Genomic DNA, 24580 nt, shown 5'->3' with positions numbered 1-24580 from the left:
CAATAATAAGCCCGCCGGCGTGGACCGGCGGGCAACAATAGCAAGTTGACTTTTTCTGGGTGTATCAGGCGGCCAGAACAGCTTTCGGCTCGACCAACTCGTAGCCGAGCGCTTCGGCGACCGCCCGGTTGGTGATCTTGCCCTTGTGGACATTGAGGCCGTTGCGCAGGTGATGGTCGTCGACCAGCGCCTTCAGGCCCTTGTCGGCGAGCTGCAAGCCGTAGTGCAGCGTCGCATTGTTGAGGGCGTGGGCCGAAGTGACCGGCACCGCACCTGGCATGTTGGCGACGCAATAGTGGATGACGCCATCGACCTCGTAGGTCGGCTCGGCGTGAGTCGTCGCATGCGAGGTCTCGAAGCAGCCGCCCTGGTCGATGGCGACGTCGACCAGCACCGAGCCCTTCTTCATGCCCGACAGCATTTCGCGGGTGACGAGCTTCGGTGCTGCGGCACCGGGAATCAGCACGGCGCCGACGACGATGTCGGCCGAGAAGCATTCTTCCTCGAGCGCCTCGACGGTGGAGTAGCGGGTGTGCACACGACCGGCGAAGAGGTCGTCGAGCTGGCGCAGGCGCGGGATGGAGCGGTCGATGATGGTGACATCGGCGCCAAGGCCGGCGGCCATGCGGGCCGCGTGCAGACCGACGACGCCGCCGCCGAGCACGGTGACCTTGCCGGGCAGCACGCCGGGCACGCCGCCGAGCAGCACGCCGCGGCCACCATTGGCCTTCTGCAGCGCCGTGGCGCCGGCCTGGATCGACAGGCGGCCGGCGACTTCCGACATCGGCGCGAGCAGCGGCAGGCCGCCACGATCGTCGGTCACGGTTTCGTAGGCGATCGCCGTGACGCCCGAAGCGAGCAGGCCCTTGGTCTGCTCCGGATCCGGAGCCAGATGCAGGTAGGTGTAGAGGATCTGGCCGTCGCGCAGCTGAACCCACTCATTGGGCTGCGGCTCCTTGACCTTGACGATCATGTCCGACTTGGCGAACACGTCGGCGGCGGTCTTGGCGATGCTGGCGCCGGCGGCGCGATAGGCGTTGTCATCGGCACCGATGCCGGCGCCGGCGCCGGCTTCGACCAGAACTTCGTGGCCGTGCGCCACATATTCGCGGACCGAGCCTGGTGTGAGGCCGACACGATATTCGTGGTTCTTGATTTCCTTGGGGCAGCCGACGCGCATTTTCTTCTCCTGATCCGGGCCCTTTTGGGCTCACTCCCTGTATTGTCGGAGTGAACCATGAATCGGCTCGCAAGTGTTTGCGAATGCGCTTGCGCGGACAGGCAGGTTTCGATAATCCTTGCGCGAAATAGCAGGATATTCGCAGGATTCACGAAAAATGCCGCTCGACAGGATCGATATCGCCATTCTTGAGACTTTGCAGAAGGACGGCAGGATACCCAATGCGGCGCTCGCGGAGAAGGTTGGCCTGTCGCAGTCGGCCTGTTCGCGCCGGCTCGATAATTTGGAAAAATCCGGAACCATTCGTGGCTACCACGCCCGGCTGTCCAATGCCGCGCTCGGCCATCGGATGACGGCCATCGTGCATATATCGCTGTCGGGCCAGTTCGAGAAGACGCTGTCGGATTTCGAAGCAGCCATCAAGCGTTGCCCCAATGTCTTGTCCTGCCACCTGATGTCGGGCGAGTACGACTACATCCTGCGCATCGCAGCGAAAGACCTGGTCGACTATGAGCGCATCCACAAGGAATGGCTGTCGGCGATGCCGCATGTGACCAAGATCAACTCGTCCTTCGCTTTGCGCGAAATCGTCGACCGCACCGCCATGGGCATGAAGCCGGAGATGGCTTGAGCTTGCCGGCCTGACCTTGCTCTAAACAGGCTTCAGGCTTCAGTGACGATCCGATTCATCGGAATGTCGTGCGGCTGCGGATAGATGGTGGCGATGCGCTGCAGTTCGTAGCCGACGCCGATGACCAGCGGCTTGGACGGTATGGCGGCCAACGTGCGGTCGAAGAAGCCGCCGCCATAACCCAGGCGATAATTTGCCGGATCAATGCCGACGATCGGCGCGATGACGATGTCCGGCAGCACCGGATCGCCCTCGGCCGGGATCGGGATATTCCAGACGCCCTTTTCCAATCGGTCGCCCGGTTTGTAGGCACGGAAGATCAGGGGGTGCCCTTTCTCGACGACGATGGGCAACGCCGTGCTGCCGCCGCGCTCGTTGACGGACGCCATCCATGGCCGCAGATCCGGTTCACCGCGAAACGGCCAGTAAAGGCTGACCATGCGACCGCGGATCTCGCCTATGATCGTGTCGAGCCCTTCGGCGATGCGCCGGGACATTGCCGTTCGCGCGTCGGCCGAAACTCCAAGGCGGGCTGCGATCAGCCGCTCGCGTTCGGCCTTGCGCCAGCGCCGCACATCGGTCCAGTCGGACAGCGGCGCCCGGAATTCCGGATCGAGTTCATGCATGAAACAGGGCGGCGAGGCATACTGTGCCGGACCCTGGTCGTCATGATTGTTGGCCATGCGTCACCTCATAGCGTATTCGGTGACGCTATACCTCGCGACACGATACAACTTGTGCATTCACGACATGGGACGGCGAGTCCCGGGCACTATCCTTCTGTTGTTGCATTGCACAAAAATACCTACATCCGGGACAGGCATCTTGCCATTGGGGTGAACGAGATGAACCAGGTCAGCCACCATGTTGTCGTCGTCGGCGCGGGGTTCGGCGGCCTCGAACTCACCCACGCGCTGGCTGGACAGCCCGTGCGCATCACCATGATCGACAAGCGCAACCACCATCTTTTCCAGCCGCTGCTCTACCAGGTGGCGACGACCGCGCTGGCGACCTCCGAGGTTGCCTGGCCGATCCGCCATCTTCTGCGCAAACGCAAGGACGTGACGACGCTGCTGGCCAATGTCACCGGCGTCGACCGTACCGGCAAACGCGTATTGCTCGACGACGGCAGCACAGTCGCCTATGACACGCTGGTGCTCGCCACCGGCGCCCGTCACGCCTATTTCGGCCACGACGAATGGGAGCCTTTCGCGCCAGGCCTGAAGACGCTGGAGGACGCCACCACCATTCGCCGGCGCATTCTCACGGCCTTCGAGCAGGCGGAGCGGGAAACCGATCCCACCAGACGCCAGGCGCTGCTGACCATTGCGATCGTCGGCGGCGGGCCGACTGGCGTCGAACTGGCCGGCACCATCGTCGAGCTGGCGCACGACACGCTGCGCGGCGAGTTCCGCAACATCGACACGCGGCAAACGCGCGTGGTGCTGATCGAGGCCGGTGACCGCATCCTGGCCAATTTCGCGCCAGAACTCTCAGATTATGCCAGCAAGGCGCTCGAGCGGCTCGGCGTGACGGTCGAGCTCGGCCGGGCCGTCACACGCTGCGACGCCGAAGGTGTCGTGTTTGGCGACAAGCAGCTGGCAGCCCGAACGATCCTGTGGGCAGCTGGCGTTGCCGCTTCGCCCGCCGCCGAATGGCTGGGAGCGAAGGCGGACCGCGCGGGCAGGGTGCTCGTCGAGCCTGACCTCAGCGTGCCGGGCAGCCCGGAGATTTTCGTCATCGGCGACGCCGCCCTTGTGCTGCGGCCCGATGGACGGCCGGTACCCGGCGTGGCGCCTTCCGCCAAGCAGGAGGGTCGCCACGTCGCCGCGACCATCAAGTCCAGGCTCGGCGGTGACGACACCACGCGGCCATTTCAATACAAACATGCCGGCGATCTGGCGACGATCGGCAAACGCGCCGCCGCGATCGACTTCGGCTGGATCAAGCTCACGGGCTGGCTCGCCTGGTGGCTGTGGGGCATCGCGCACATCTATTTCCTGATCGGTTTCCGCAACCGACTTGCGGTTTCCCTGAGCTGGCTATGGATCTACGTGACGGGCCAGCGCAGCGCCCGGCTGATCACCCAGGGTGACAACGACAAGACCTGACTCTTCTTTGCTGTCCCATTCATCCGCCCGTCATCTGGTGCTGATGGATTGACGTGCGGATGCGCGCGACTTCTTGAATGGACTTGAGCTGATTTCGGCGCGAAGTTCGCTTGGGGCAGGGCGTGTCACGTCGTCAATGAGGAGAAAACATGTCGCAACTGCTCCAGCCAGTCTCCCGCCGCGGTTTCCTCGCCGGCGCCGCAGCCACAGGGGCGCTGATCGTGCTTCATCCCTTCTCCGCCCGCGCTCAAGCCAACCAGGCGCATCTTCGGATCATGGAGACCACCGACATCCACGTGAACGTGCTGCCTTATGATTACTACGCCGACAAAGCCAACGACACGATGGGTCTCTCGCGCACGGCGTCGCTGATCGACGCGGTGCGCAAGGAAGCCGTCAATTCGATGCTGATCGACAATGGCGACCTGCTGCAAGGCAACCCGATGGGCGACTACATCGCTTACGAGAAGGGCCTGAAGGACGGCGATCTGCATCCGATCATGAAAGGCATGAACCTGCTGGGCTACGAGTGCTCGACGCTCGGCAACCACGAGTTCAACTACGGCCTCTCCTTCCTGGACAAGGTGCTGGCGGGCGCCAATTTCCCCTTCGTCTGCGCCAATCTGATCCGCGGCACCGAGCTTGCCGCCAACCCGCGCGACGACAAGCTCTATCTCAAGCCCTATGTGATCCTCGACAAGAAGATCAAGGACGGTTCGGGCGCCGAACAGCCGATCAGGATCGGCATCATCGGCTTCGTGCCGCCACAGATCATGGTCTGGGATCTCAAGAATCTCGAAGGCAACGTCAAGACGCGAGACATCGTCGAGGCGGCCAAGGCCTGGGTGCCTCAGATGAAGGAAGAGGGCGCCGACATCGTCATCGCGCTCTCGCATTCCGGCATCGACGTGAAGCAGGGCGACATGATGGAGAACGCCTCGTTCTTCGTTGCCGGCGTCGATGGCATCGATGCCGTGTTCACCGGCCACCAGCATCTGGTGTTCCCCGGCAAGAAGGACTTCCAGTCGCTCGAAGGCGTCGACACGCAGAAAGGCACGCTGCAGGGCAAGCCCGCTGTGATGGGCGGTTTCTGGGGCTCGCATATGGGTCTGATCGACCTGATGCTGGAACGTGACGGATCGAAATGGAAGGTTGTCTCCGCGACCTCCGAAGCGCGGCCGATCTTCGAGCGCGTCGACAACAAGAACAAGCCGACTGTCCCCGACGACAAGCGCATCATCGCCGCCCTCGAACAGGACCACCAGGCGACATTGACCTATGTGCGCCGTCCGGTCGGCAAGACCTCCGCGCCGCTCTATTCCTATTTCGCGCTGGTCGCCGACGATCCGTCGGTGCAGGTCGTCAGCCAGGCGCAGACCTGGTACTTGAAGGATATTCTCAAAAGTACGCAGTGGAAGGACGTGCCGCTGCTGTCGGCCGCTGCTCCCTTCAAGGCGGGCGGGCGCAACGGCGCCGACTACTACACCGACGTGCCGGCCGGCGACATCGCCATCAAGAACGTCGCCGACCTCTATCTCTACCCGAACACCGTGCGGGCCGTGGAGATCACGGGGGCCCAGGTGAAGGAATGGCTGGAGATGTCGGCCGGCATTTTCAACAGGATAGAGGTGGGGAAGGCCGACCAGGCTCTCATAAACACCGATTTCCCGTCCTACAATTTCGATGTCATCGATGGCGTCTCCTACAAGATCGATCTCGCGCAGCCGCCGAAATATGACACCAAGGGCGGAGTGGCAAATGCCGGCGCCAATCGCATCGTCGACTTGATGTTCGCCGGCAAACCAATTGATTCCAATCAGAAATTCGTCGTTGCGACCAACAATTACCGTGCCGGCGGCGGCGGCAATTTCCCCGACATCAATGCCTCGAAGATCATCTACGAGGCGCCGGACACCAACCGCGACGTCATCGTTCGCTACATTGTGAGCCAGGGCACGATCAACCCGTCGGCCGACGGCAACTGGTCGTTCGCACCACTGCCGGGAACCAGCGTCGTGTTCGAGACAGGCGTAAAGGCAAAGGATTTCATTGCCGATGTGAAGGCGCTGAAGATCGAACCGGCGGGCGAGGGCGAAGCAGGGTTTGCGAAATATCGCATCCTTCTTTGAGGGTATCGGCGATCCCTTGGAGACAGGCCCACGCCATACAAGCGTGGGCTTGGTCGCGAAACGGCGGCTTCCGTTGGTTGCGGGGTATCGGCGTCTGCCGCAGGCAAATGATACCGACGCGTGTAAAGCCTACGCCTTGTAGACCACCTGCCGCACGTCGATGTAGCTGGCGCGGAAACCGGCTTCGCAATAGTGCAGGTAGAACTCCCAGAGCTTCTTGAAGCGGTCGTCGAAGCCGAGAGGCACGATCTTCTCCCAGGATCCCCAGAAGCGGTTGCGCCATTCGGCGAGCGTGCGCGCATAGTCGTTGGGAAACACGCGCTCACACAGATGCGCGAGGCCATGGTCCTTGCCGAGCGCCTTCAGGATCGACGGTGTTGGCAGCATGCCGCCCGGGAACACATAGCGCTGGATGAAATCCGGCCTGGCGCGATAGGTGTCGTAGGAGGCCTCGTTGATGGTGATGATCTGCAGGCCCGCGGTGCCGCCGGGCCTCAGGCAGGACTTCATCTTCGAGAAGAACACCGGCCAGTATTTCTCGCCGACCGCTTCGAACATCTCGATCGAGGCGATTCGGTCGTAAGTCCCTGTTTCGTCGCGGTAATCCTGCAACTTGATGTCGACCTTGTCGGCAAGCCCGGCCTTGGCGATGCGTGCCTTGGCGAAATCGTGCTGTTCGCGGCTGATCGTCAGCCCGGTTACGCGGCAGCCGATTTCGCGTGCCGCGAATTCGGCAAAACCGCCCCAGCCGCAGCCGATCTCCAGCACATGGTCCTTTCCGCCGATACCCGTGTCCCTGGCCAGCGCCCGATATTTGGCGGCCTGGGCGCTCTCCAGGTCGTTGGCGCCATTCGCGTAGAGCGCCGAGGAATAGGTCATGCTCGGATCGAGCCACTCCTTGTAGAAGGCGTTGCCGAGATCGTAATGCGCCGAGATGTTGCGCTTCGAACCGGTGCGTGTGTTCTCGTTGAACCAGTGGCGGATGCGCTGGACGGTGTTGATGAGCCAGCTGGCGCCGCCAGCGACGCGTTCGCCGATCGCCGAATTGACCACGAACAATTCCAGGAAGCTGGTGACGTCGGGGCTTTCCCAATCGCCGTCCATGTAGGATTCGGCAACGCCGATCGTACCGCCGGAAAAGGCGCGGCCTGGCAGGCGCCAGTTCTTGAGCACCAGCTCGGCGTCCGGGCCGGGCCCCTTGCCGCCAACCAGAACGGCGCGGCCATCCGGCATCCTGACCTTGAGCGAACCGCGCGGCAGGTTCATTGCCGCCGACAGCACCATGCGCGCCTTGGCGGGCAGGCCCTTGACGATCTCGGCGAAATTGAACTCGTCGAGCCTGACCGCTTCGCCCGGCGCTACGCTTTGATGGTCCCCGTCTGCCATTTCACGCCCCTGGATTTCCGTGGTGCCGGCGCAAATTGCCGGGTCACGGTTCTCTTGGATCATTCGCCAGGTTCGAAAGCCTTGCCTGTCCAGGTAGCTCCCAGTGCTTCCCAGTGAATGCCTGCCACAATCTTCCACGTGATGAGGGGGAACTTCAAGAGGCAGGCCACTGGCTGGGCTGTGCCACGTGGCGTCTGGCATCGGCGCCTTGCGTCAAGTTGCTGCTGTCCACGATCCAAAACGTCTATGGCCGTCGCAGCGCATGTGCGATAGCTTTAGCCATGCGTTATGTAATCGTCATTGCGGCAATCGCGTTTTTCCTGATCTGGGACGGTCTCTACAACCAGGGCCGGTATCTCGACATCTCGGTCAGGGAGCTCAACCACGTCGTGCGTTACGTGACCGGCAAGGCCTGAATTTCCCTCCCGAAGAGCGCAGCCTGGCGCGTCGCACGACGTGCCCGGCGCCGCGGGATTGGCACCCGCATCGTTTGGGGCGCGTCGCAAGGACGCGTGGCGCCATGAACGGTTGACGCGACGAAACCGCCATCACAAAAGACCCCGGCATTCAGATCGAGGAGGCGGGATTGATCCGGCATATCGTTTTCTTCAGCGCGCGGCGCAAGGAGGATGTGGAGGCGGTGCGCACCGGCCTGCTGGCACTCGGCAAAATTCCGCATTCCAGTTTCTTCGAGGTCACTTTGAACACCAAGGTCGACCCGCTGTCGGATGAAATTGATGTCGTCGTCTACGCCGAGTTCGCCGACGACGCGGCGCTGGCCGCCTACAAGGCGCATCCGCTCTATGCGCAGACCACAGCCAAGGTCAAACCGTTACGCGAACTGCGCTATTCCGCCGATGTCGTCGCCGGCAGCTGATCCCGGGCGCGGTTCTGGATCTCGACAAGTGCCTGCGGCCGCCGACCGGAAACGGCCTTGAACCGCGCTCCCGAATGATGCACACCGCGCCCGATGACCGACAGACCAACCACCGGCACGCATCCGCTTGACCATCTCGTTCTGCCGACGCAGAACCTCGAGGTGGCGCGAGCCCGGCTCACTGCGCTGGGCTTCGTCGTTGCGCCGACCGGTGTCCATCCCTTTGGAACGGTAAACTGCTGCGTCTTCCTCGCCGACGGCACCTATCTGGAGCCGCTCGCGATTGGCGATGAGCAGGCAGCGATCGATGCGACGGCCGCCGGCAACGTCTTCGTCGCGCGCGATCGCCTCTATCGCGACAGCCGTGGCGATGAGGGGTTTTCGGCTGTGGTCCTGGCGACCGACAATGCCGATGCCGACCATGCACGCTTTGTCGGCGCCGGTCTGTCGGCGGGAGACATTCTGAGCTTTTCGCGCGCTTTCGCCGATACGTCGGGCAAGAGCGATATCGCATCGTTCAAGCTCGCCTTTGCTGCGACCCGCGGAGCAACCGACGCGTTCCTGTTTGCCTGTCAGCGGATCAATGCGCCTGACTTGGACCGTACGGCTTTGCAGGCCCACGCCAATGGCGCCACCGGCATTTTGGAGGTGGTGGCGATCAGCGACCAGCCCGCCGAACAGCATAGGCTGGTGTCCATCGCGGCGAACGATCCTGCTGCCAGCGGCGAGGGCGGGGCGTTTTTCCTGCCAAACGCAACCTTGAGCGTGCTCGACCCCAAATTCTTCACCGCTCGCTTTGGCATTCCGGCGGGTTCGTCCACAAAGCTGCGCTTCGCCGCGATCGTCTTTGCTGTCCGCAGCATCGATGCCACGTCGAGCCTGCTTGCAGCCAAAGCTGTCCAGCACGATATAGCGGGCACTGATATTGTCGTGCGGCCGGCATCCGGACAGGGCGCGGCTTTCATCTTCCGGGAGATACAATGAACAAGCCCCAAGTGCCCAATTCGATGGCACCCAATTCGTCGGTAACGGTCGGTAATGTCGTGTTCGACAACAAGGCGGCTTTGGCGCTGATCGCCGGCCCATGCCAGTTCGAGTCGCGCCAGCATGCCTTCGACATGGCCGGCGCGCTGAAGGAACTGACTGCCAAGCTCGGCATCGGCCTCGTCTACAAGACCAGCTACGACAAGGCCAACCGCACCTCGCTGTCGGCAACGCGCGGCGCCGGCATGGACGCCGCACTTCCGGTCTTCGACGAGTTGCGCAAGGAATTTTCGCTCCCCGTGCTGACCGATGTCCACACCGAGGAACAGTGCGCGATCGTCGCGCCGCATGTCGATGTGCTGCAGATCCCAGCCTTTCTGTCGCGCCAGACTGACATGCTGGTCGCCGCCGCGAAAACGGGCAAGGTCATCAACGTGAAGAAGGGGCAGTTCCTCGCGCCCTGGGATATGAAGAATGTGGTCGCCAAGATCACCGGTTCCGGCAACGCCAATGTGCTCACCACCGAGCGTGGCGCGTCCTTCGGCTACAACACGCTGGTGTCTGACATGCGCGCGCTGCCTGTCATGGCCGAGATCGGCGCGCCGGTGATCTTCGACGCCACGCATTCGGTCCAGCAGCCAGGCGGGCAGGGTGGCTCGTCCGGTGGCGAGCGCCGCTTTGTCGAGACGCTGGCCCGTGCGGCCGTAGCCGTCGGTGTCGCCGGCGTCTTCATCGAGACCCATCAGGATCCTGACAATTCGACCTCTTCCGATGGGCCCAACATGCTGCCGCTGAAGAATATGCCGGCCCTCCTGGAAAGGCTGATGGCTTTCGACCGGATCGCGAAGGGCCGCTGAGCCCTGCGCTTCCTGCCCGTGCTTGTGGTCGGGAGGGGCCGGTTGTACGCTTGGCCGGCAAATGAGCGTGTTGCCAGGAGGAAGCCATGTCCGTCGCCCGCGTCACCGAAATCACCTCGTCGTCGAAGAAGAGCTTTCAGGACGCCATCGAGAAGGGAATCGCCCGCGCTGCGAAAACCCTGAAGAACGTGGAAGGCGCCTGGATCCAGGATCAGAAGATCGTCGTCGAGGACGGCAAGATCGTTGCCTATCGCGTCAACATGAAGGTGACTTTCATCCTCGCGGAGTGATTGGCCGACGCCGAAAAAGTCGGGAACTTTCACCCGCGCCCCTCATTGTCAAAGCAGAGTTCAACGACAACGAGGAGCAGATTATGACAACACAGACAGGCCACACCGAAGCCATAGCCGCTTCGCGCGTCATCGGCACGTCAGTCTACAATACTGAAGGCAGGAGCATCGGCAGCATCGAGGACATCATGCTCGACAAGACGTCGAACGGCATCATGTTCGCGGTGATCGGCTTTGGCGGTTTTCTAGGCATCGGCGAGAAGTACCACGCCATTCCCTGGGCCAGCCTCGACTACGACGAGAACAGGGGCGGTTATGTCGTGCCCTTCTCGAAGGAGCAGCTGAAAGCAGCACCCGCCTATTCGATCAACGAATTGGCCGGCGCGGATGGCGAGGCGGCGCGAGACGCATCCTATGAGTATTACAAGGTCACGCCCTACTGGCATTGATGCAACCGCAATCAAAAGGGCCCCGTCTCGACGGGGTCCTTTTTTATTCAACACGAACGCCTATTCGCTGGTGCTCAACGCCGACAAAGGCGCAAGGGCCTTTGGCGGCGATTGCTGTGTGTCGCACGACGTCAGCAACGCCGCCGCGATCAGGAACAAACTCACGATACCGCTCAACTCGGACATGGCGAAACTCCTCCTGTTTCGCCCCGCGCGACAACAGCCATAACCCGAAATGGATGTCCGGGCGCATGACTTATGATGACAGAAATTTGCGCTTCGTGAATCGGGCTGGTGACACTATTCGGCCATGGCCGGATTGCCTTTTGCGTCGCTTTGGCTAAGACGGGCGCGACCTTTCGTCAGATCAATCGGGGACATCGCAATGACCGCCATCATCGACATTGTCGGACGTGAAATCCTGGACAGCCGTGGAAACCCGACCGTCGAGGTCGATGTCGTACTCGAAGACGGTTCGATGGGCCGCGCCGCGGTGCCGTCGGGCGCCTCGACCGGCGCCCACGAAGCCGTCGAGCTTCGCGACGGCGGCGCCCGCTATCTCGGCAAGGGTGTGCTCAAGGCCGTAGAGGCGGTCAATGGCGAGCTGTTCGAGGCGATCGGCGGCATGGAAGCCGAGAACCAGATCCATATCGACCAGACCATGATCGAGCTCGACGGCACGCCCAACAAGAGCCGGCTCGGCGCCAATGCCATTCTCGGCGTTTCGCTGGCGGTGGCGAAGGCTGCTGCCGACGCGGCCGGCCTGCCGCTCTATCGCTATGTCGGCGGCACCAAGGCGCATATCCTGCCTGTGCCGATGATGAACATCATCAATGGCGGCGCCCATGCCGACAATCCGATCGACTTCCAGGAATTCATGATCCTACCGGTCGGCGCGCCGACTTTGCGCGAAGGCGTGCGCTGGGGCTCGGAAATCTTCCACACACTGCGCAAGAAGCTGAAGGATGCCGGCCACAACACCAATGTCGGCGACGAGGGCGGCTTTGCCCCGAACCTGAAGAGCGCGCCGGTGGCGCTCGATTTCATCATGGAATCGATCGAAAAGGCAGGCTTCAAGCCGGGCGAGGAAATCGCGCTCGGCCTCGATTGCGCCGCCACCGAGTTCTTCAAGGACGGCAATTACGTCTATGACGGCGAGAAGAAGACGCGCGATCCCAAGGCCCAGGCCAAGTACCTCGCCAAGCTCGCCGCCGACTATCCGATCATCTCGATCGAGGACGGCCTTGCCGAGGACGACTGGGAAGGCTGGAAGTATCTGACCGACCTGATCGGCAAGAAGACGCAGCTGGTCGGCGACGACCTCTTCGTCACCAACACGGCGCGTCTACGCGACGGCATCCGCATGGGCGTTGCCAATTCGATCCTGGTCAAGGTCAACCAGATCGGCTCGCTGACGGAAACGCTCGATGCCGTCGAGACCGCGCACAAGGCCGGCTACACCGCTGTCATGTCGCACCGTTCGGGCGAAACCGAGGATTCGACCATTGCCGATCTCGCCGTCGCCACCAATTGCGGGCAGATCAAGACCGGTTCGCTCTCGCGCTCCGACCGCATGGCCAAATACAACCAACTGATCCGCATCGAGGAAGAGCTTGGCAAGCAGGCGAGTTACGCCGGCAAGTCGGTATGGAAGGCCTGATCCGGGCCAAATTCCAGGGAATGTGTAGGCGGGTCATTCGCTGCCGCCAACGCGCGTCACACGGCCTCGTGTGACGCGCTGCGCACCCTCGGTCCTGGCCCATGAGCAAGCTTTGGGCGACATGCGCTGCCGAGCTCGAACTGGAACGCTTCTGCTGTGGCGGGAAGCGCTCAAGCGCTTTCCGTGCGATGCACGCCTAGCGCCAACGAGAGGTCTGCAGTGATTTTCTGCATCATATCCGGCGAGTCTCGCTCGACACCGTAGACGAAGCCTGGGAAATCGAGCGGTTTCTGGTGAGACCAGATCGCTTCATGCTGGTCCGGAGGCAGAATCTGAGCTGGATTGCCGACGGCAATCCAGCCGATCGGTACGACCGTACCAGGTTCGAGGCGGGTACGCAGGTGAACGATGCCATTGATGCGGACTTCCGATCCGCGGCCTACGTGCGCACCATGGAACACCGCCGCGCCTGTAGCGACAAAAACGTCATCGCCGATTTCCGCGCCAACCACGTGGCTGTTAGGGCCTACAAGGCAATGGTTCCCCATGGTGCAAGGATGACTCGCTGTGGCCCGGATCACTGCATTTTCCAACACGATACAGTCGCGGCCAATGCGAATTGAGCCGCCAGCCTCCGCCACAAGGCGGGCGCCGTGCATGATCCGGCTGCCAGCGCCAATGACGACATCGCCACATACTGTGGCATCCGGGGCGACCCAAGCATCGGTGTCGATCGCAGGCGAATGCCCTGCATAAGAAACGATCATCGCTCGCTCTCCTCTCTCTCGATCTCAGCCGCGCGGCAGCCGATCGGGCAAATCTCATGCCCGCAAAGGTCATGCTCGCAGAGGCGACACGTTGTTCTCGCGAAAGCGCGGGAAGTCGTCGCGCCGGCAAGGATCTCGTCCAGCATGGAAGCAAAGTGCCGCCGCTTGTCCGGCTGCAGCGCAGACAGCAATCCGTCGAGCGCGGCGAGCCGAAGAGCTTGCATTTCCCTTACCTGGTCGTGGCCAGTCTCCGTCAGCGACAGCGGAGTGACGCGACCCACCGGGCTGCCACGCACTATCAGCGCCTGCCGTTCCAGGCCGTCGATCAAACGCACGGCTGTCGGTTGACTGACGCCGACGACCTCGGCGAGTTCTGTCGTCGTCAACCCGGGTTTGAAATGCAGCATCGACAGCACCGCCGCAGCGCTTGGTGAAAGCTCTCTCAACGAGGCTTCCGTCCTGTCGCGAATCATGGCGCCGAGCGCGCCGAGTTTGTTGGCGTCCAATAATTGCATAGCGTATGCATATGTTATTTCGGCAGAACGTCAACCGCTTTTCCGCATGCAAGCTGCACGACTGCAAAGGATTGAAAAAAAACGACGGCCGGATGCAACTTGCCGGGCCAGGTCATGCCCCGCTCGCCAAACCCCACGGCACGTAACCGTCCGTTAAGCACAATCGGGCGAAAAAGATGCGAGCCGCATGAGTTCGCGGCCGCGGGGATTCGGATCATGTGGACGCGTCAGCACAAGCAGAGAAATACCGGCCGGCTGATCATCCCCTCGCTTTGCGTGGTGTTTCTCGCCTATTTCGGCTTCCATGCCTATCACGGCGAGTTCGGCATCAATTCGAAATATCAGCTGGAAGCCCAGACCGTTGCTCTGCAGGCTCAGCTTGATGCGATCAAGGCGCGCCGGATGGAACTCGAACGGCGCGTTCGGCTGATGCATGACGGCACGCTGGAGAAGGACATGCTTGACGAACAGGCGCGCAGGGCGCTCAATCTGTCCCAGGCCGATGAAATCACCATCATGCTGCCGGCCTCGTCGAAATAACTGAATTTCAGTTAATCGGCAATATTTTCAATGATTTTAATCGCTTAGGCGCATGCCAGCTATGCAAATTCGTCATGGCGCAACGCTCTAACGCGTGTTAGCCTTGCATAAATCGGTGGGGAGAGCTGATCTTCCCAGGGCGGATTTCATCCTGCCCTAATGTCCGCAAAGAGACGCCAACAGGGAGTGATGCATGGCCACCGCAGCCAGAAAAGCGCCTGCCAAATCCAAATCCGAAGCCAAATCAGGGCTTTCCGCGCCCAAGCCTGCTGAATTCACCAAGGATGAGGAGCTTGCCGCGTATCGGCACATGCTGCTCATCCGCCGCTTCGAGGAAAAGGCCGGCCAGCTCTACGGCATGGGCTTCATCGGCGGCTTCTGCCATCTCTATATCGGCCAGGAAGCTGTCGTCACCGGCATGAAGATGGCGCTGATCGATGGCGACCAGATGATCACGGCCTATCGTGACCACGGCCACATGCTGGCCATGGAGCTTTCCCCGCGCGGCGTCATGGCCGAACTGACCGGACGCCGTGGCGGCCTATCCAGGGGCAAGGGCGGCTCGATGCACATGTTCTCCAAGGAAAAGCATTTTTACGGCGGCCACGGCATTGTCGGCGCGCAGGTGTCGCTCGGCACGGGCTTGGCGTTCGCCAACCGCTACCGCGACAACAACAACGTTTCGCTGACCTATTTCGGCGACGGCGCCGCCAACCAGGGCCAGGTCTATGAAAGCTTCAACATGGCCTCGCTGTGGAAGCTGCCGGTGATCTACATCATCGAGAACAATCGCTACGCCATGGGCACCTCGGTGTCGCGCTCGTCGGCCGAAACCAATTTTTCGCATCGTGGCGCCTCGTTCAAGATTCCCGGCATTCAGGTCGACGGCATGGATGTGCGCGCGGTCAAATCCGCCGGCGATCAGGCGACCGAATGGTGCCGCGGCGGCAACGGGCCGATCATTCTCGAAATGCAGACCTATCGCTATCGTGGTCACTCGATGTCCGACCCTGCGAAATACCGCTCGAAGGAAGAAGTGCAGAAGATGCGCTCCGAGCATGACCCGATCGAACAGGTCAAGGCGCGGTTGACCGAGAAGAAATGGGCGACCGAGGACGAACTCAAGGCCATCGACAAGGAGGTTCGCGACATCGTCGCCGACGCCGCCGAATTTGCCCAGAACGATGCGGAGCCGGATCCGTCCGAGCTCTGGACCGATATCGTATTGTGAGGGAGGGCCAGGACATGCCGATCGAAATTCTCATGCCCGCTCTCTCGCCGACCATGGAAGAGGGCAATCTTTCCAAGTGGTTGAAGAACGAGGGCGACAAGGTCGTCGCCGGCGACGTCATCGCCGAGATCGAGACCGACAAGGCGACGATGGAAGTCGAAGCCGTCGACGAAGGCACGCTTGCCAAGATCGTGGTTCCCGCCGGCACCGAAGGCGTCAAGGTCAACGCGGTGATCGCCGTGCTTGCGGTTGACGGCGAAGACACCGACAAGGCCGGCGAAGGTATTGGCGAAGAGCCCGCCAAGGCTGAAACGGCTGCGCCGGCGCCAACTGCGGCGAAGAACGAGGCCGCGGCACCTGTCGCGGCGGCGCCGAAGACCGAGATTGCCGCTGACCCGGATGTCCCCGCGGGCACCGAGATGGTCTCGACCACGGTGCGCGAAGCACTGCGCGATGCCATGGCCGAGGAAATGCGCCGCGACGGCGATGTCTTCGTCATGGGCGAGGAGGTCGCCGAATACCAGGGCGCCTACAAGATCACCCAAGGGTTGCTGCAGGAGTTCGGGCCGCGTCGCGTCGTCGACACGCCGATTACCGAGCATGGGTTTGCAGGCGTCGGCGTCGGTGCGGCGATGGCCGGGTTGAAGCCGATCGTCGAGTTCATGACCTTCAACTTCGCCATGCAGGCGATCGACCAGATCATCAATTCGGCCGCCAAGACGCTCTACATGTCCGGCGGCCAGATGGGCGCGCCGATCGTGTTCCGCGGACCGAACGGGGCTGCTGCCCGCGTCGCCGCCCAGCACTCGCAGTGTTACGCCGCGTGGTACAGCCACATTCCTGGCCTGAAGGTGGTGATGCCGTATACGGCCGCCGACGCCAAGGGTCTGCTCAAGGCAGCCATCCGCGACCCGAACCCGGTCATCTTCCTCGAGAACGAAATCCTCTACGGCCAATCCTTCGACGTGCCGAAGCTTGATGATTTCGTGCTGCCGATCGGCAAGGCCCGCATCCACAAGCAAGGCAAGGATGTCACCATCGTTTCCTTCGGCATCGGCATGACCTACGCGGTCAAGGCCGAAGCCGAACTGCGCGGCATGGGCATCGACGCCGAGATCATCGATCTGCGCACCGTCCGCCCGCTCGACCTCGACACCATCATCGCTTCGGTCAAGAAGACCAACCGGCTTGTCGTGGTCGAAGAAGGCTATCCGCAGAGCTCGGTCGGCGACCATATCGCCAACCAGGTGTCGCAGCGCGCCTTCGATTTTCTCGACGCACCGGTCATCACCATTGCCGGCAAGGATGTGCCGATGCCTTATGCGGCCAACCTCGAAAAGCTGGCCTTGCCGAATGTCGGCGAGGTCATCGAGGCAGTCAAAGCCGTTACGTATCGCTGAACCGGCCGGGAGGACAAAATGCCAATCAACATCACCATGCCGGCGCTCTCGCCCACGATGGAAGAGGGCAATCTGTCGAAGTGGCTGGTCAAGGAAGGCGATAAGGTTTCGCCGGGCGATGTCATCGCCGAGATCGAGACCGACAAGGCGACGATGGAGGTCGAGGCTGTCGACGAGGGCACGGTCGCCAAGCTCGTCGTTCCCGCCGGCACCGAAGGCGTCAAGGTCAACGCGCTGATCGCCGTGCTTGCCGCTGAGGGCGAGGATGCGGGCGCCGCCGCGAAAAGCGGTGGCGGTACCGCACCGGCGAAAGCCGAAGCGCCGAAAGCGGACGCTCCCAAGGCTGAGGCACCAAAGGCTGAGGCACCAAAGGCTGAACCTGCTGCCGCAGCCGCTCCGAAGGCTGAGCCGGCTCCGGTCGCCAATGGCCATGCGACTGGCGAGCGCACCTTCGCATCGCCGCTCGCACGCCGTATCGCCAAGGAAGCCGGCGTCGATGTGTCAGCCGTGACCGGCACCGGCCCGCATGGCCGCGTGGTGAAGGCCGATGTCGATGCCGCGATTGCCGGTGGCGGGGCCAGGGCTGAGCCCGCCGCCAAGGCTCCTGCCGGTGCACCTGCCGCCGCTGCTCCGGCGGTGAAAGCGATGTCGGACGACCAGGTGCTGAAGCTGTTTGAACCCGGCTCCTTCGAACTCGTCCCGCACGACAACATGCGCAAGACCATTGCGCGTCGCCTGGTCGAGGCCAAGTCCACCATCCCGCATTTCTACCTCACGCTCGACTGCGAACTCGATGCGTTGCTGGCATTGCGCACGCAGATCAATGCGGCCGCACCAATGAAAAAGACCGAGAAGGGTGACGTGCCTGCCTACAAGCTGTCGGTCAACGACATGGTCATCAAGGCGATGGCGATGGCGCTGAAGGCGGTGCCGGATGCCAATGCCTCGTGGACCGAAAGCGCCATGGTCAAGCACAAGCATGCCGATGTCGGCGTCGCCGTGTCGATCCCCGGCGGCCTGATCACGCCGATCATTCGGCATGCGGATGAAAAGACGCTGTCCACCATCTCCAACGAGATGAAGGACCTGGCTAGCCGCGCCCGCAGCCGCAAACTGAAGCCGGAAGAGTATCAGGGCGGCACGACGGCCGTCTCCAATCTCGGCATGTTCGGCATCAAGGATTTTGCCGCCGTAATCAACCCGCCGCATGCGACGATCCTGGCGGTCGGTGCCGGCGAGGAGCGGGCGGTGGTCAAGAATGGCGAGATCAAAATCGCCACCGTGATGTCGGTGACGCTGTCGACCGACCATCGCGCGGTTGACGGGGCGCTCGGCGCGGAACTGCTCGTCACCTTCAAACGGCTGATCGAGAACCCGATGGGCATGCTGGTCTAGGAAAGGAAAAGGCTGTGCGGAAGTTCTTCACCAGCCTTTTCGCCTTTTTCATTTCCTGGTTTGCCGGCGGTCTGACGGCGCTGGGACCGGCCACCGCAACGGAAGCCCGGGAAGAATACATTCTGGTGTTCATGGCGTCCGCGCTTGTCACCATTGTCGTGACGATTGTGTTTTTCGTTGCGAAGTTTTTTTCGAATGCACCCGCGATCATCGACTCGTCGCCGGCCTGGTCTTGCCAAGCTTGGCCACGGTGCTGGTCCACTGGCTGTTCGTACGCTGGCGGTTGGGGCGCGGTTTGATGAATGCACAGGTGAACGCATGAAGACGGTGCTTTGCTACGGCGACTCGCTGACCTGGGGTTACAACGCCGAAGGCGGGCGTCATGCGCTGGAAGACCGCTGGCCAAGCGTCCTGCAGGCCGGCCTGGGCAGTGGCGTCCAGGTTATCGCCGACGGACTCAATGGCCGCACCACGGCCTTCGACGACCATCTGGCAGGTGCCGATCGCAACGGCGCGCGGCTGTTGCCGACGGTGCTGACGACGCATGCACCGATCGATCTGATCGTCATCATGCTCGGCGCCAACGACATGAAGCCTTGGATCCACGGCAATCCGGTCGCGGCCAAGCAAGGCATCCAACGGTTGATCGACATCGTGCGCGGTCATGACTATCCGTTCGACTGGCCGGCGCCACAGATACTCATTGTGTCGCCGCCCGTTGTAAGCCGCACCGAAAATGCCGACTTCAGGGACATGTTTGCCGGCGGCGACGAGGCGTCGAAGCAGCTCGCCCCGCAATATGCGGCGCTCGCCGACGAAGTCGGCTGCGGCTTCTTCGATGCCGGCACGGTGGCGCAAACCACACCCCTCGACGGCGTCCATCTCGATGCCGAAAACACGCGAAACATCGGCAAGACGCTGACATCGGTCGTGCGCGTCATGCTGGAATTGTGATTGAAGGAGAAAATCCGTGGCTGAGAACTACGACGTCATCATCATCGGCTCCGGCCCCGGCGGCTATGTCACGGCGGTACGTTCCGCCCAGCTCGGCTTCAAGACGGCCATCGTCGAGCGCGAACATCTCGGCGGCATCTGCCTCAACTGGGGCTGCATTCCGACCAAGGCGCTGCTGCGCTCGGCCGAGATCATGCACTATTCCGACCATCTGAAGGACTATGGCCTGAAGCTCGACGGCAAGGTCAGCGTCGACACCTCGGCCGTCGTTGATCGCTCGCGCAAAGTCTCGCTGCGGCTCAATGGCGGCGTTGCCTTCCTGATGAAGAAGAACAAGGTCGACGTCATTTGGGGCGAAGCCAAGCTGTCGAAACCCGGCGAGGTCGTCGTCTCCAAGACGGCCAAGAAGCCGATGGAACCGCAGCCGCCGGTGCCGAAGGGCGTCAAGGGCGAGGGCACCTACACCGCCAAGCACATCATCCTGGCGACCGGCGCGCGGCCGCGCGCGCTGCCCGGCATCGAGCCGGACGGCAAGCTCATCTGGACCTATTTCGAGGCCATGGTGCCAAAGGAGATGCCGAAATCGCTGCTGGTGATGGGCTCGGGCGCCATCGGCATCGAATTTGCTTCCTTCTACCGCACCATGGGTGCCGAGGTGACGGTGGTCGAGCTGTTGCCGGCGGTGATGCCGGTCGAGGACGCCGAAGTCTCGAAATTCGCGCAAAAACAGTTCGAGAAGCAAGGCATGAAGATCATTCTCGAAGCCAAGGTGACCAAGGTCGAGAAGGGCGCCAACTCGGTCACCGCGCATGTCGAGATGAAGGACGGCAAGGTCGAGAAGATCACCGCCGACCGCATGATCTCGGCCGTCGGTGTCCAGGGCAATATCGAGAATCTCGGCCTTGAAGCGCTCGGCGTGAAGACCGACCGCGGCTGCGTCGTCGTCGACGGCTACGGCAAGACGAACGTACCCGGCATCTACGCCATCGGCGATGTCGCCGGCCCTCCCATGCTTGCCCACAAGGCCGAGCATGAGGGCGTTGTGTGCGTGGAAAAGATCGCCAACTTCCCCGGCGTGCACGCCATCGACAAGCTCAAGATCCCCGGCTGCACCTACTGCAATCCGCAGGTCGCCTCCGTCGGCCTGACGGAAGCCAAGGCCAAGGCCGAAGGCAAGGATATCCGCGTCGGCCGCTTCCAGTTCGCCGCCAACGGCAAGGCGATCGCGCTTGGCGAGGATCAGGGCTTCATCAAGACCATCTTCGACAAGAAGACCGGTCAGCTGCTCGGCGCCCATATGGTCGGCGCCGAGGTGACCGAACTGATCCAGGGCTTTGTCGTCGCGATGAACTTGGAGACGACCGAGGAAGAGCTGATGCACACCATCTTCCCGCATCCGACGCTGTCGGAGATGATGAAGGAGAGCGTGCTCGACGCCTATGGCCGCGCGCTGAACGCATGATAGATTCGCCGCAAGAGACTCAACCGCGAAAGCCGCAGGAGTTCGACGGCAAGGCAGCTCGTTTCCGCATGCATTTTTACGCGCGCAAGGAGAAGGCATATGCACTTGAACGGCGTGGGCTGGATCGCAGCCATCATTATCGGCGGCCTGGCAGGCTGGTTCGCCGAAATGGTCATGAAGAGCAACACTGGCATTTTCATGAACATTATCATGGGCATCGTTGGAGCGATCGTGTTGAACGCCATCCTGCAGGCGCTCAATTTCGGCCCGTTCGGCGTCGGCTGGACCGCCTATCTGATCACCGGCTTCATCGGTGCCTGCCTGCTGATCTGGGTCGGTCGCCTGGTGCGCCGCTAGTCGGTACCGTTCCCGGCTATGCGAAAACGGTTGTAGCGGCATGCGCCGCCGCTGCCTTTTTCTTTGCGCCGAAAAGTCCTAGATGACGATGAAGTGACGATCGCCGACGGGCGGTCGCGAGAAAAGCCAGGGTCCAGATGGTTACTGTCCTCGACACGATCGCCAACGCGCCACGGCTGCGGCACCCCGAGAAGGCGCACAAGCCCGACCAGGAGGTGTTGCGCAAGCCGGACTGGATTCGCGTCAAGGCGCCGGTCTCCAAGGGCTATGCCGAGACACGCGAGATCGTCAAATCGCACAAGCTGGTGACGGTCTGCGAAGAGGCTGGTTGCCCCAACATCGGCGAGTGCTGGGACAAGAAGCACGCCACCTTCATGATCATGGGCGAGATCTGCACGCGCGCCTGCGCCTTCTGCAATGTCGCCACCGGTATTCCGACCGCACTCGACCCCGACGAGCCGGCCCGCGTCGCGCATGCCGTCAGGCAGATGGGGCTGAGCCACGTCGTCATCACCTCCGTCGACCGCGACGATCTTGCCGATGGCGGTGCGCAGCACTTTGCCGATGTCATCCGCGCGATCCGCGCGGCAACGCCGTCGACGACGATCGAAATCCTGACGCCTGATTTCCTGCGCAAGGACGGCGCGCTGGAGATTGTGGTGGCGGCCAAGCCCGACGTCTTCAACCACAATCTCGAAACCGTGCCGTCGAATTATCTGAAGGTTCGGCCGGGTGCCCGCTATTTCCACTCGATCCGGCTGTTGCAACGGGTCAAGGAACTCGATCCGTCGATCTTCACCAAGTCCGGCATCATGGTCGGCCTGGGCGAGGAGCGGAACGAGATCCTGCAGCTGATGGACGATCTGCGCACGGCCAATGTCGACTTCATGACCATCGGCCAGTATCTGCAGCCGTCGAAGAAGCACCATCCGGTGATCCGCTTCATCACGCCCGAAGAGTTCAAGTCCTTCGAGACGATTGGCCGGACCAAGGGTTTCCTGCTGGTGGCATCGAGCCCGCTGACGCGCTCATCGCACCATGCCGGCGACGATTTCGCCCGGCTCCGCGCGGCGCGGGAAGCACAGCTTCAGAAGTCGGTCTAGCGCTGGTTGAATGCCGAAATTCGAAGCCACCCGCCGCGTCGCCCATACGCCGCAACAGATGTTTGCGCTGGTAGCCGATGTCGAGGCCTATCCGCAATTCCTGCCGCTTTGCGAAGCGCTGACGGTACGCTCGCGCAAGGAGCGTGACGGACGTACCGTTCTCCTGGCCGACATGAGCATAGGCTACAAGGCGATCCGCGAGACCTTCACGACGCAGGTGCTTTTGAAGCCCGACGAGAACGCCATCGACGTGAAGTATATCGATGGTCCGTTCAAATATCTGAGCAATGTCTGGCGTTTCGAGCCCGATGGCGCCGGCTGTGCCGTTCGCTTCTTCATCGACTATGAGTTCAAGAGCCGTATCCTGGGCGCGCTGATGGGCACCATGTTCGACCGTGCCTTCCGCATGTTCGCCGAGGCTTTCGAAAAGCGTGCCGACGTCATCTATGGCGTCGCGTCGTCGACCTAAATCCGGCCAAGCGCTCGCAGCCCAAGCTCCAGGGCGTGCCCGACCGTCTCACGGCGGATGAAATCGCGGCCCTTATCTGCAAACTGCCTGTGTTCGGCCGTCACGGTTTGGCCTTCCAATCCGACGCCGAACCACACCAGGCCGACAGGCTTCTGCGCCGAACCGCCGCCTGGCCCGGCGATGCCGGTGACCGCAAGGGTTAGTCCCGCTCGCGAACGGGCAAGTGCTCCGGCCGCCATCTCGATCGCCGTCTCGCGGGACACCGCGCCATGCGCCTCGAGCGTCGCCGCTGAAACGCCAAGCATGTCCATCTTGGCGTCGTTGGAATAGGTGATGAAGCCGCGATCGACCACGGCCGAGGAACCGGCAATGTCGGTCAGCGCGGCGATGATCATGCCGCCGGTGCAGCTTTCCGCCGTCGCCACCATGATGCCGCGTTCGCGGCAGGCCTCGAACAGGGCAATGGCCAGTTCGGCGTTGCTCATTCCGGCACCTCGCCGGGGAACACCACGCTGGCGGTGGCGATCGCCGCAATGCCTTCTTCACGACCAACAAAGCCCAATTTTTCGTTGGTTGTCGCCTTGATCGAGATGCGGTCGGCGGAAATCCCCAGCATCCGCGACAGGGCTGCCGTCATCGCCTCGCGATGCGGCCCGACGCGCGGCGCCTCGCAGATCAATGTGACGTCGGCATTGGCGATGCGTCCGCCGCGCTCGCGCACCAGCTTCGCCGCGTGTTCGACGAAGATCCGCGACGCCGCACCTTTCCACTGCTGATCGGATGGCGGAAAATGCGTGCCGATGTCGCCGGCGCCGCAGGTTGCCAGCAGGGCGTCGGTCAAGGCGTGCAGGCCGACATCGGCATCGGAATGACCGGACAGTTTCTTGTCATGTGGAATGGCGACGCCGCACAGTGTGACGTGATCGCCGGGCTCAAAGGCGTGGACATCGTAGCCGTTGCCGGTGCGGATGTCGGGGAAATGCGTGCGTTCGCTGGAAAGCCGCTGGTGCGCCATGGCGATGTCCCGTGCCCAGGTGAGTTTGACATTGTCCGGCGAGCCCGGAACGAGATTGACTGGTATCTGCGCCCATTCGGCGATGGCCGCGTCATCGGTGAAATCCAGCCTGCCCAGTTGGTAGGCCCTGTCGTGCGCGGCAAGGATCGGCCCGTAGGGAAAACCTTGCGGCGTTTGCGCCGCGTGCAGCCCGCTGCGGGAAACGGTCTCCGCGACCACGCCGGCGGCCGACTCGCGCTTCAGCGTGTCGGCGACGGGCAGGGCGGGCAACGCCCCCTCGTTCTCGCCGATGGCGGCGATGGTGCGGTCGATCAACTCCGCATCGACGAACGGGCGGACGGCGTCGTGAATCAGAACCTGGCCCGGCGCGTGGTCCTTCAGCGCCAGCAGCCCGAGCCGAACGGACTCCTGCCTGGTCGGTCCGCCAATGATGGCAGTGACGCGCTGTGCCTGTGCGCCCGCCGCTTGCCGGAACAATTCGTGGTCGTCGGCGTGGATGGCGACAACGATCCGGCCGGTTCGCGGATGGGTCAGAAACATCTCCAGCGTGTGCGCAATGACAGCGCGGCCGCCAATGTTCTGGTACTGCTTGGGTCCGTTGGCCTGCCCGGCACGAGCGCCGCGGCCGGCGGCGACGATCACCACCGCAACCCCACCTGTCGCGCTCGAGTTTTCACTTCCGTCAGTCATGGCGATTGGCTTAGCGCACGATCCCCAAAAGTGTAATTGGTTTTCCGAAAAGATCGTGCGTCAAATATGAACTCAAAAGCCTCCTTCACACGGCATGAAGGACGCGCGGCGCCTTGGCCGCGGCAAAT

At 62.3% G+C, this 24580-nt stretch carries 28 protein-coding genes; 20 read left to right on the top strand and 8 right to left on the bottom strand.

From position 1 onward, the window contains the following. Window positions 1–64: 64 nt before the first annotated feature. Window positions 65–1180: an alanine dehydrogenase gene (gene ald / locus CK226_RS22505; RefSeq protein ID WP_095775783.1), complete on the bottom strand. Its 1116-nt coding sequence runs from the start codon at window positions 1178–1180 to the stop codon at window positions 65–67. Between the two features lie 157 nt (window positions 1181–1337). On the opposite strand from ald, the gene CK226_RS22500 reads away from it, so the two are divergent. Further along, window positions 1338–1811 carry an Lrp/AsnC family transcriptional regulator gene (locus CK226_RS22500; protein ID WP_095775782.1) on the top strand — a complete coding sequence of 158 codons (474 nt, stop codon included), beginning with the start codon at window positions 1338–1340 and terminating at the stop codon, window positions 1809–1811. 32 nt (window positions 1812–1843) lie between these two features. Here CK226_RS22500 and CK226_RS22495 read toward each other — a convergent pair whose 3' ends face one another. After that, window positions 1844–2494 carry a 5-formyltetrahydrofolate cyclo-ligase gene (locus tag CK226_RS22495; protein ID WP_095775781.1) on the bottom strand — a complete coding sequence of 217 codons (651 nt, stop codon included), beginning with the start codon at window positions 2492–2494 and terminating at the stop codon, window positions 1844–1846. Between the two features lie 162 nt (window positions 2495–2656). On the opposite strand from CK226_RS22495, the gene CK226_RS22490 reads away from it, so the two are divergent. Next, a complete protein-coding gene (locus CK226_RS22490) occupies window positions 2657–3922 on the top strand; it encodes an NAD(P)/FAD-dependent oxidoreductase (RefSeq protein WP_095793101.1) in 1266 nt (421 codons plus the stop codon). Between the two features lie 149 nt (window positions 3923–4071). After that, on the top strand, window positions 4072–6051 hold the full coding sequence (locus tag CK226_RS22485) for a bifunctional 2',3'-cyclic-nucleotide 2'-phosphodiesterase/3'-nucleotidase (protein WP_095793100.1): 1980 nt from the start codon (window positions 4072–4074) through the stop codon (window positions 6049–6051). Between the two features lie 129 nt (window positions 6052–6180). Here the strand turns inward: CK226_RS22485 and CK226_RS22480 are convergent, their stop codons facing one another. After that, a complete protein-coding gene (locus CK226_RS22480; protein ID WP_095775778.1) occupies window positions 6181–7437 on the bottom strand; it encodes a cyclopropane-fatty-acyl-phospholipid synthase family protein in 1257 nt (418 codons plus the stop codon). Window positions 7438–7718: 281 nt separating this feature from the next. On the opposite strand from CK226_RS22480, the gene CK226_RS36035 reads away from it, so the two are divergent. The 6 genes from CK226_RS36035 to CK226_RS22455 all read left to right on the top strand — a co-directional run bounded on the left by CK226_RS36035 (window position 7719) and on the right by CK226_RS22455 (window position 10894). Further along, window positions 7719–7853 carry a hypothetical protein gene (locus tag CK226_RS36035; protein WP_257784390.1) on the top strand — a complete coding sequence of 45 codons (135 nt, stop codon included), beginning with the start codon at window positions 7719–7721 and terminating at the stop codon, window positions 7851–7853. A gap of 170 nt (window positions 7854–8023) precedes the next feature. Further along, window positions 8024–8314, top strand: coding sequence for a Dabb family protein (locus tag CK226_RS22475; RefSeq protein WP_095775777.1), 291 nt, complete (start codon window positions 8024–8026; stop codon window positions 8312–8314). 93 nt (window positions 8315–8407) lie between these two features. Next, entirely contained in the window at window positions 8408–9298 is an 891-nt protein-coding gene (locus CK226_RS22470; RefSeq protein ID WP_095793099.1) for a VOC family protein, read from the top strand. Beyond that, the gene (gene kdsA / locus CK226_RS22465) at window positions 9295–10155 is read left to right on the top strand and encodes a 3-deoxy-8-phosphooctulonate synthase (RefSeq protein ID WP_095793098.1); all 861 of its coding nucleotides are present in this window, start codon (window positions 9295–9297) and stop codon (window positions 10153–10155) included. Before CK226_RS22470 ends, kdsA begins: the two co-directional genes overlap by 4 nt. A gap of 86 nt (window positions 10156–10241) precedes the next feature. Beyond that, a complete protein-coding gene (locus CK226_RS22460; protein ID WP_095775775.1) occupies window positions 10242–10445 on the top strand; it encodes a dodecin family protein in 204 nt (67 codons plus the stop codon). 83 nt (window positions 10446–10528) lie between these two features. Next, window positions 10529–10894: a PRC-barrel domain-containing protein gene (locus CK226_RS22455; protein WP_032933411.1), complete on the top strand. Its 366-nt coding sequence runs from the start codon at window positions 10529–10531 to the stop codon at window positions 10892–10894. A gap of 60 nt (window positions 10895–10954) precedes the next feature. Here the strand turns inward: CK226_RS22455 and CK226_RS36030 are convergent, their stop codons facing one another. After that, window positions 10955–11080, bottom strand: coding sequence for a hypothetical protein (locus CK226_RS36030; protein WP_095775774.1), 126 nt, complete (start codon window positions 11078–11080; stop codon window positions 10955–10957). Between the two features lie 199 nt (window positions 11081–11279). On the opposite strand from CK226_RS36030, the gene eno reads away from it, so the two are divergent. Further along, window positions 11280–12554, top strand: a complete 1275-nt coding sequence (gene eno, locus CK226_RS22445; protein ID WP_095793097.1) for a phosphopyruvate hydratase — start codon at window positions 11280–11282, stop codon at window positions 12552–12554. A gap of 170 nt (window positions 12555–12724) precedes the next feature. Here eno and CK226_RS22440 read toward each other — a convergent pair whose 3' ends face one another. Together CK226_RS22440 and CK226_RS22435 are read right to left on the bottom strand one after the other, a co-directional pair. Beyond that, window positions 12725–13321, bottom strand: a complete 597-nt coding sequence (locus tag CK226_RS22440) for a gamma carbonic anhydrase family protein (RefSeq protein ID WP_095775772.1) — start codon at window positions 13319–13321, stop codon at window positions 12725–12727. Beyond that, a complete protein-coding gene (locus CK226_RS22435; RefSeq protein ID WP_095793096.1) occupies window positions 13318–13836 on the bottom strand; it encodes a MarR family transcriptional regulator in 519 nt (172 codons plus the stop codon). Before CK226_RS22435 ends, CK226_RS22440 begins: the two co-directional genes overlap by 4 nt. Window positions 13837–14052: 216 nt before the next feature. On the opposite strand from CK226_RS22435, the gene CK226_RS22430 reads away from it, so the two are divergent. The 10 genes from CK226_RS22430 to CK226_RS22385 all read left to right on the top strand — a co-directional run bounded on the left by CK226_RS22430 (window position 14053) and on the right by CK226_RS22385 (window position 22747). Then, a complete protein-coding gene (locus CK226_RS22430; protein WP_044550389.1) occupies window positions 14053–14376 on the top strand; it encodes a septum formation initiator family protein in 324 nt (107 codons plus the stop codon). Window positions 14377–14569: 193 nt separating this feature from the next. Further along, window positions 14570–15607 carry a pyruvate dehydrogenase (acetyl-transferring) E1 component subunit alpha gene (gene pdhA, locus CK226_RS22425; protein ID WP_095775770.1) on the top strand — a complete coding sequence of 346 codons (1038 nt, stop codon included), beginning with the start codon at window positions 14570–14572 and terminating at the stop codon, window positions 15605–15607. A gap of 14 nt (window positions 15608–15621) precedes the next feature. Beyond that, window positions 15622–17007, top strand: a complete 1386-nt coding sequence (locus CK226_RS22420; RefSeq protein ID WP_095775769.1) for a pyruvate dehydrogenase complex E1 component subunit beta — start codon at window positions 15622–15624, stop codon at window positions 17005–17007. Window positions 17008–17025: 18 nt separating this feature from the next. Continuing rightward, the gene (locus CK226_RS22415; protein ID WP_095793095.1) at window positions 17026–18402 is read left to right on the top strand and encodes a pyruvate dehydrogenase complex dihydrolipoamide acetyltransferase; all 1377 of its coding nucleotides are present in this window, start codon (window positions 17026–17028) and stop codon (window positions 18400–18402) included. A 14-nt stretch (window positions 18403–18416) separates the two neighbouring features. Next, window positions 18417–18701, top strand: coding sequence for a hypothetical protein (locus CK226_RS22410; RefSeq protein WP_245437816.1), 285 nt, complete (start codon window positions 18417–18419; stop codon window positions 18699–18701). Window positions 18702–18720: 19 nt separating this feature from the next. Continuing rightward, window positions 18721–19356, top strand: coding sequence for an SGNH/GDSL hydrolase family protein (locus CK226_RS22405; RefSeq protein WP_095793094.1), 636 nt, complete (start codon window positions 18721–18723; stop codon window positions 19354–19356). 16 nt (window positions 19357–19372) lie between these two features. Beyond that, a complete protein-coding gene (gene lpdA / locus CK226_RS22400) occupies window positions 19373–20818 on the top strand; it encodes a dihydrolipoyl dehydrogenase (RefSeq protein WP_095788723.1) in 1446 nt (481 codons plus the stop codon). 99 nt (window positions 20819–20917) lie between these two features. Beyond that, complete coding sequence (locus CK226_RS22395; protein ID WP_095775765.1) at window positions 20918–21175, top strand: GlsB/YeaQ/YmgE family stress response membrane protein; 258 nt, start codon at window positions 20918–20920, stop codon at window positions 21173–21175. 137 nt (window positions 21176–21312) lie between these two features. Then, window positions 21313–22278, top strand: a complete 966-nt coding sequence (gene lipA / locus CK226_RS22390; protein WP_095793093.1) for a lipoyl synthase — start codon at window positions 21313–21315, stop codon at window positions 22276–22278. Window positions 22279–22288: 10 nt separating this feature from the next. After that, complete coding sequence (locus CK226_RS22385; RefSeq protein ID WP_095775763.1) at window positions 22289–22747, top strand: type II toxin-antitoxin system RatA family toxin; 459 nt, start codon at window positions 22289–22291, stop codon at window positions 22745–22747. Here the strand turns inward: CK226_RS22385 and CK226_RS22380 are convergent. Together CK226_RS22380 and CK226_RS22375 are read right to left on the bottom strand one after the other, a co-directional pair. After that, the gene (locus CK226_RS22380; protein WP_095793092.1) at window positions 22744–23232 is read right to left on the bottom strand and encodes a CinA family protein; all 489 of its coding nucleotides are present in this window, start codon (window positions 23230–23232) and stop codon (window positions 22744–22746) included. The two genes, CK226_RS22385 and CK226_RS22380, sit on opposite strands and share 4 nt — an antisense overlap. Next, window positions 23229–24452: a bifunctional 2-C-methyl-D-erythritol 4-phosphate cytidylyltransferase/2-C-methyl-D-erythritol 2,4-cyclodiphosphate synthase gene (locus CK226_RS22375; RefSeq protein ID WP_095793091.1), complete on the bottom strand. Its 1224-nt coding sequence runs from the start codon at window positions 24450–24452 to the stop codon at window positions 23229–23231. The genes CK226_RS22380 and CK226_RS22375 overlap by 4 nt, the downstream gene beginning before the upstream one ends. Window positions 24453–24580 lie beyond the last annotated feature (128 nt).

This window comes from Mesorhizobium sp. WSM4311 (genome assembly GCF_002295115.1).
Taxonomy (GTDB): Bacteria; Pseudomonadota; Alphaproteobacteria; order Rhizobiales; family Rhizobiaceae; genus Mesorhizobium.
This window is presented reverse-complemented; position numbering and strand designations above follow the sequence as displayed.

Coding starts and splice junctions, on each gene's coding strand:
- ald (WP_095775783.1), bottom strand. CDS start 1,180: ATGCGCGTCGGCTGCCCCAAGGAAATCAAGAACCACGAATATCGTGTC.
- CK226_RS22500 (WP_095775782.1), top strand. CDS start 1,338: ATGCCGCTCGACAGGATCGATATCGCCATTCTTGAGACTTTGCAGAAG.
- CK226_RS22495 (WP_095775781.1), bottom strand. CDS start 2,494: ATGGCCAACAATCATGACGACCAGGGTCCGGCACAGTATGCCTCGCCG.
- CK226_RS22490 (WP_095793101.1), top strand. CDS start 2,657: ATGAACCAGGTCAGCCACCATGTTGTCGTCGTCGGCGCGGGGTTCGGC.
- CK226_RS22485 (WP_095793100.1), top strand. CDS start 4,072: ATGTCGCAACTGCTCCAGCCAGTCTCCCGCCGCGGTTTCCTCGCCGGC.
- CK226_RS22480 (WP_095775778.1), bottom strand. CDS start 7,437: ATGGCAGACGGGGACCATCAAAGCGTAGCGCCGGGCGAAGCGGTCAGG.
- CK226_RS36035 (WP_257784390.1), top strand. CDS start 7,719: ATGCGTTATGTAATCGTCATTGCGGCAATCGCGTTTTTCCTGATCTGG.
- CK226_RS22470 (WP_095793099.1), top strand. CDS start 8,408: ATGACCGACAGACCAACCACCGGCACGCATCCGCTTGACCATCTCGTT.
- kdsA (WP_095793098.1), top strand. CDS start 9,295: ATGAACAAGCCCCAAGTGCCCAATTCGATGGCACCCAATTCGTCGGTA.
- CK226_RS22460 (WP_095775775.1), top strand. CDS start 10,242: ATGTCCGTCGCCCGCGTCACCGAAATCACCTCGTCGTCGAAGAAGAGC.
- CK226_RS22455 (WP_032933411.1), top strand. CDS start 10,529: ATGACAACACAGACAGGCCACACCGAAGCCATAGCCGCTTCGCGCGTC.
- CK226_RS36030 (WP_095775774.1), bottom strand. CDS start 11,080: ATGTCCGAGTTGAGCGGTATCGTGAGTTTGTTCCTGATCGCGGCGGCG.
- eno (WP_095793097.1), top strand. CDS start 11,280: ATGACCGCCATCATCGACATTGTCGGACGTGAAATCCTGGACAGCCGT.
- CK226_RS22440 (WP_095775772.1), bottom strand. CDS start 13,321: ATGATCGTTTCTTATGCAGGGCATTCGCCTGCGATCGACACCGATGCT.
- CK226_RS22435 (WP_095793096.1), bottom strand. CDS start 13,836: ATGCAATTATTGGACGCCAACAAACTCGGCGCGCTCGGCGCCATGATT.
- CK226_RS22430 (WP_044550389.1), top strand. CDS start 14,053: ATGTGGACGCGTCAGCACAAGCAGAGAAATACCGGCCGGCTGATCATC.
- pdhA (WP_095775770.1), top strand. CDS start 14,570: ATGGCCACCGCAGCCAGAAAAGCGCCTGCCAAATCCAAATCCGAAGCC.
- CK226_RS22420 (WP_095775769.1), top strand. CDS start 15,622: ATGCCGATCGAAATTCTCATGCCCGCTCTCTCGCCGACCATGGAAGAG.
- CK226_RS22415 (WP_095793095.1), top strand. CDS start 17,026: ATGCCAATCAACATCACCATGCCGGCGCTCTCGCCCACGATGGAAGAG.
- CK226_RS22405 (WP_095793094.1), top strand. CDS start 18,721: ATGAAGACGGTGCTTTGCTACGGCGACTCGCTGACCTGGGGTTACAAC.
- CK226_RS22395 (WP_095775765.1), top strand. CDS start 20,918: ATGCACTTGAACGGCGTGGGCTGGATCGCAGCCATCATTATCGGCGGC.
- lipA (WP_095793093.1), top strand. CDS start 21,313: ATGGTTACTGTCCTCGACACGATCGCCAACGCGCCACGGCTGCGGCAC.
- CK226_RS22385 (WP_095775763.1), top strand. CDS start 22,289: ATGCCGAAATTCGAAGCCACCCGCCGCGTCGCCCATACGCCGCAACAG.
- CK226_RS22380 (WP_095793092.1), bottom strand. CDS start 23,232: ATGAGCAACGCCGAACTGGCCATTGCCCTGTTCGAGGCCTGCCGCGAA.
- CK226_RS22375 (WP_095793091.1), bottom strand. CDS start 24,452: ATGACTGACGGAAGTGAAAACTCGAGCGCGACAGGTGGGGTTGCGGTG.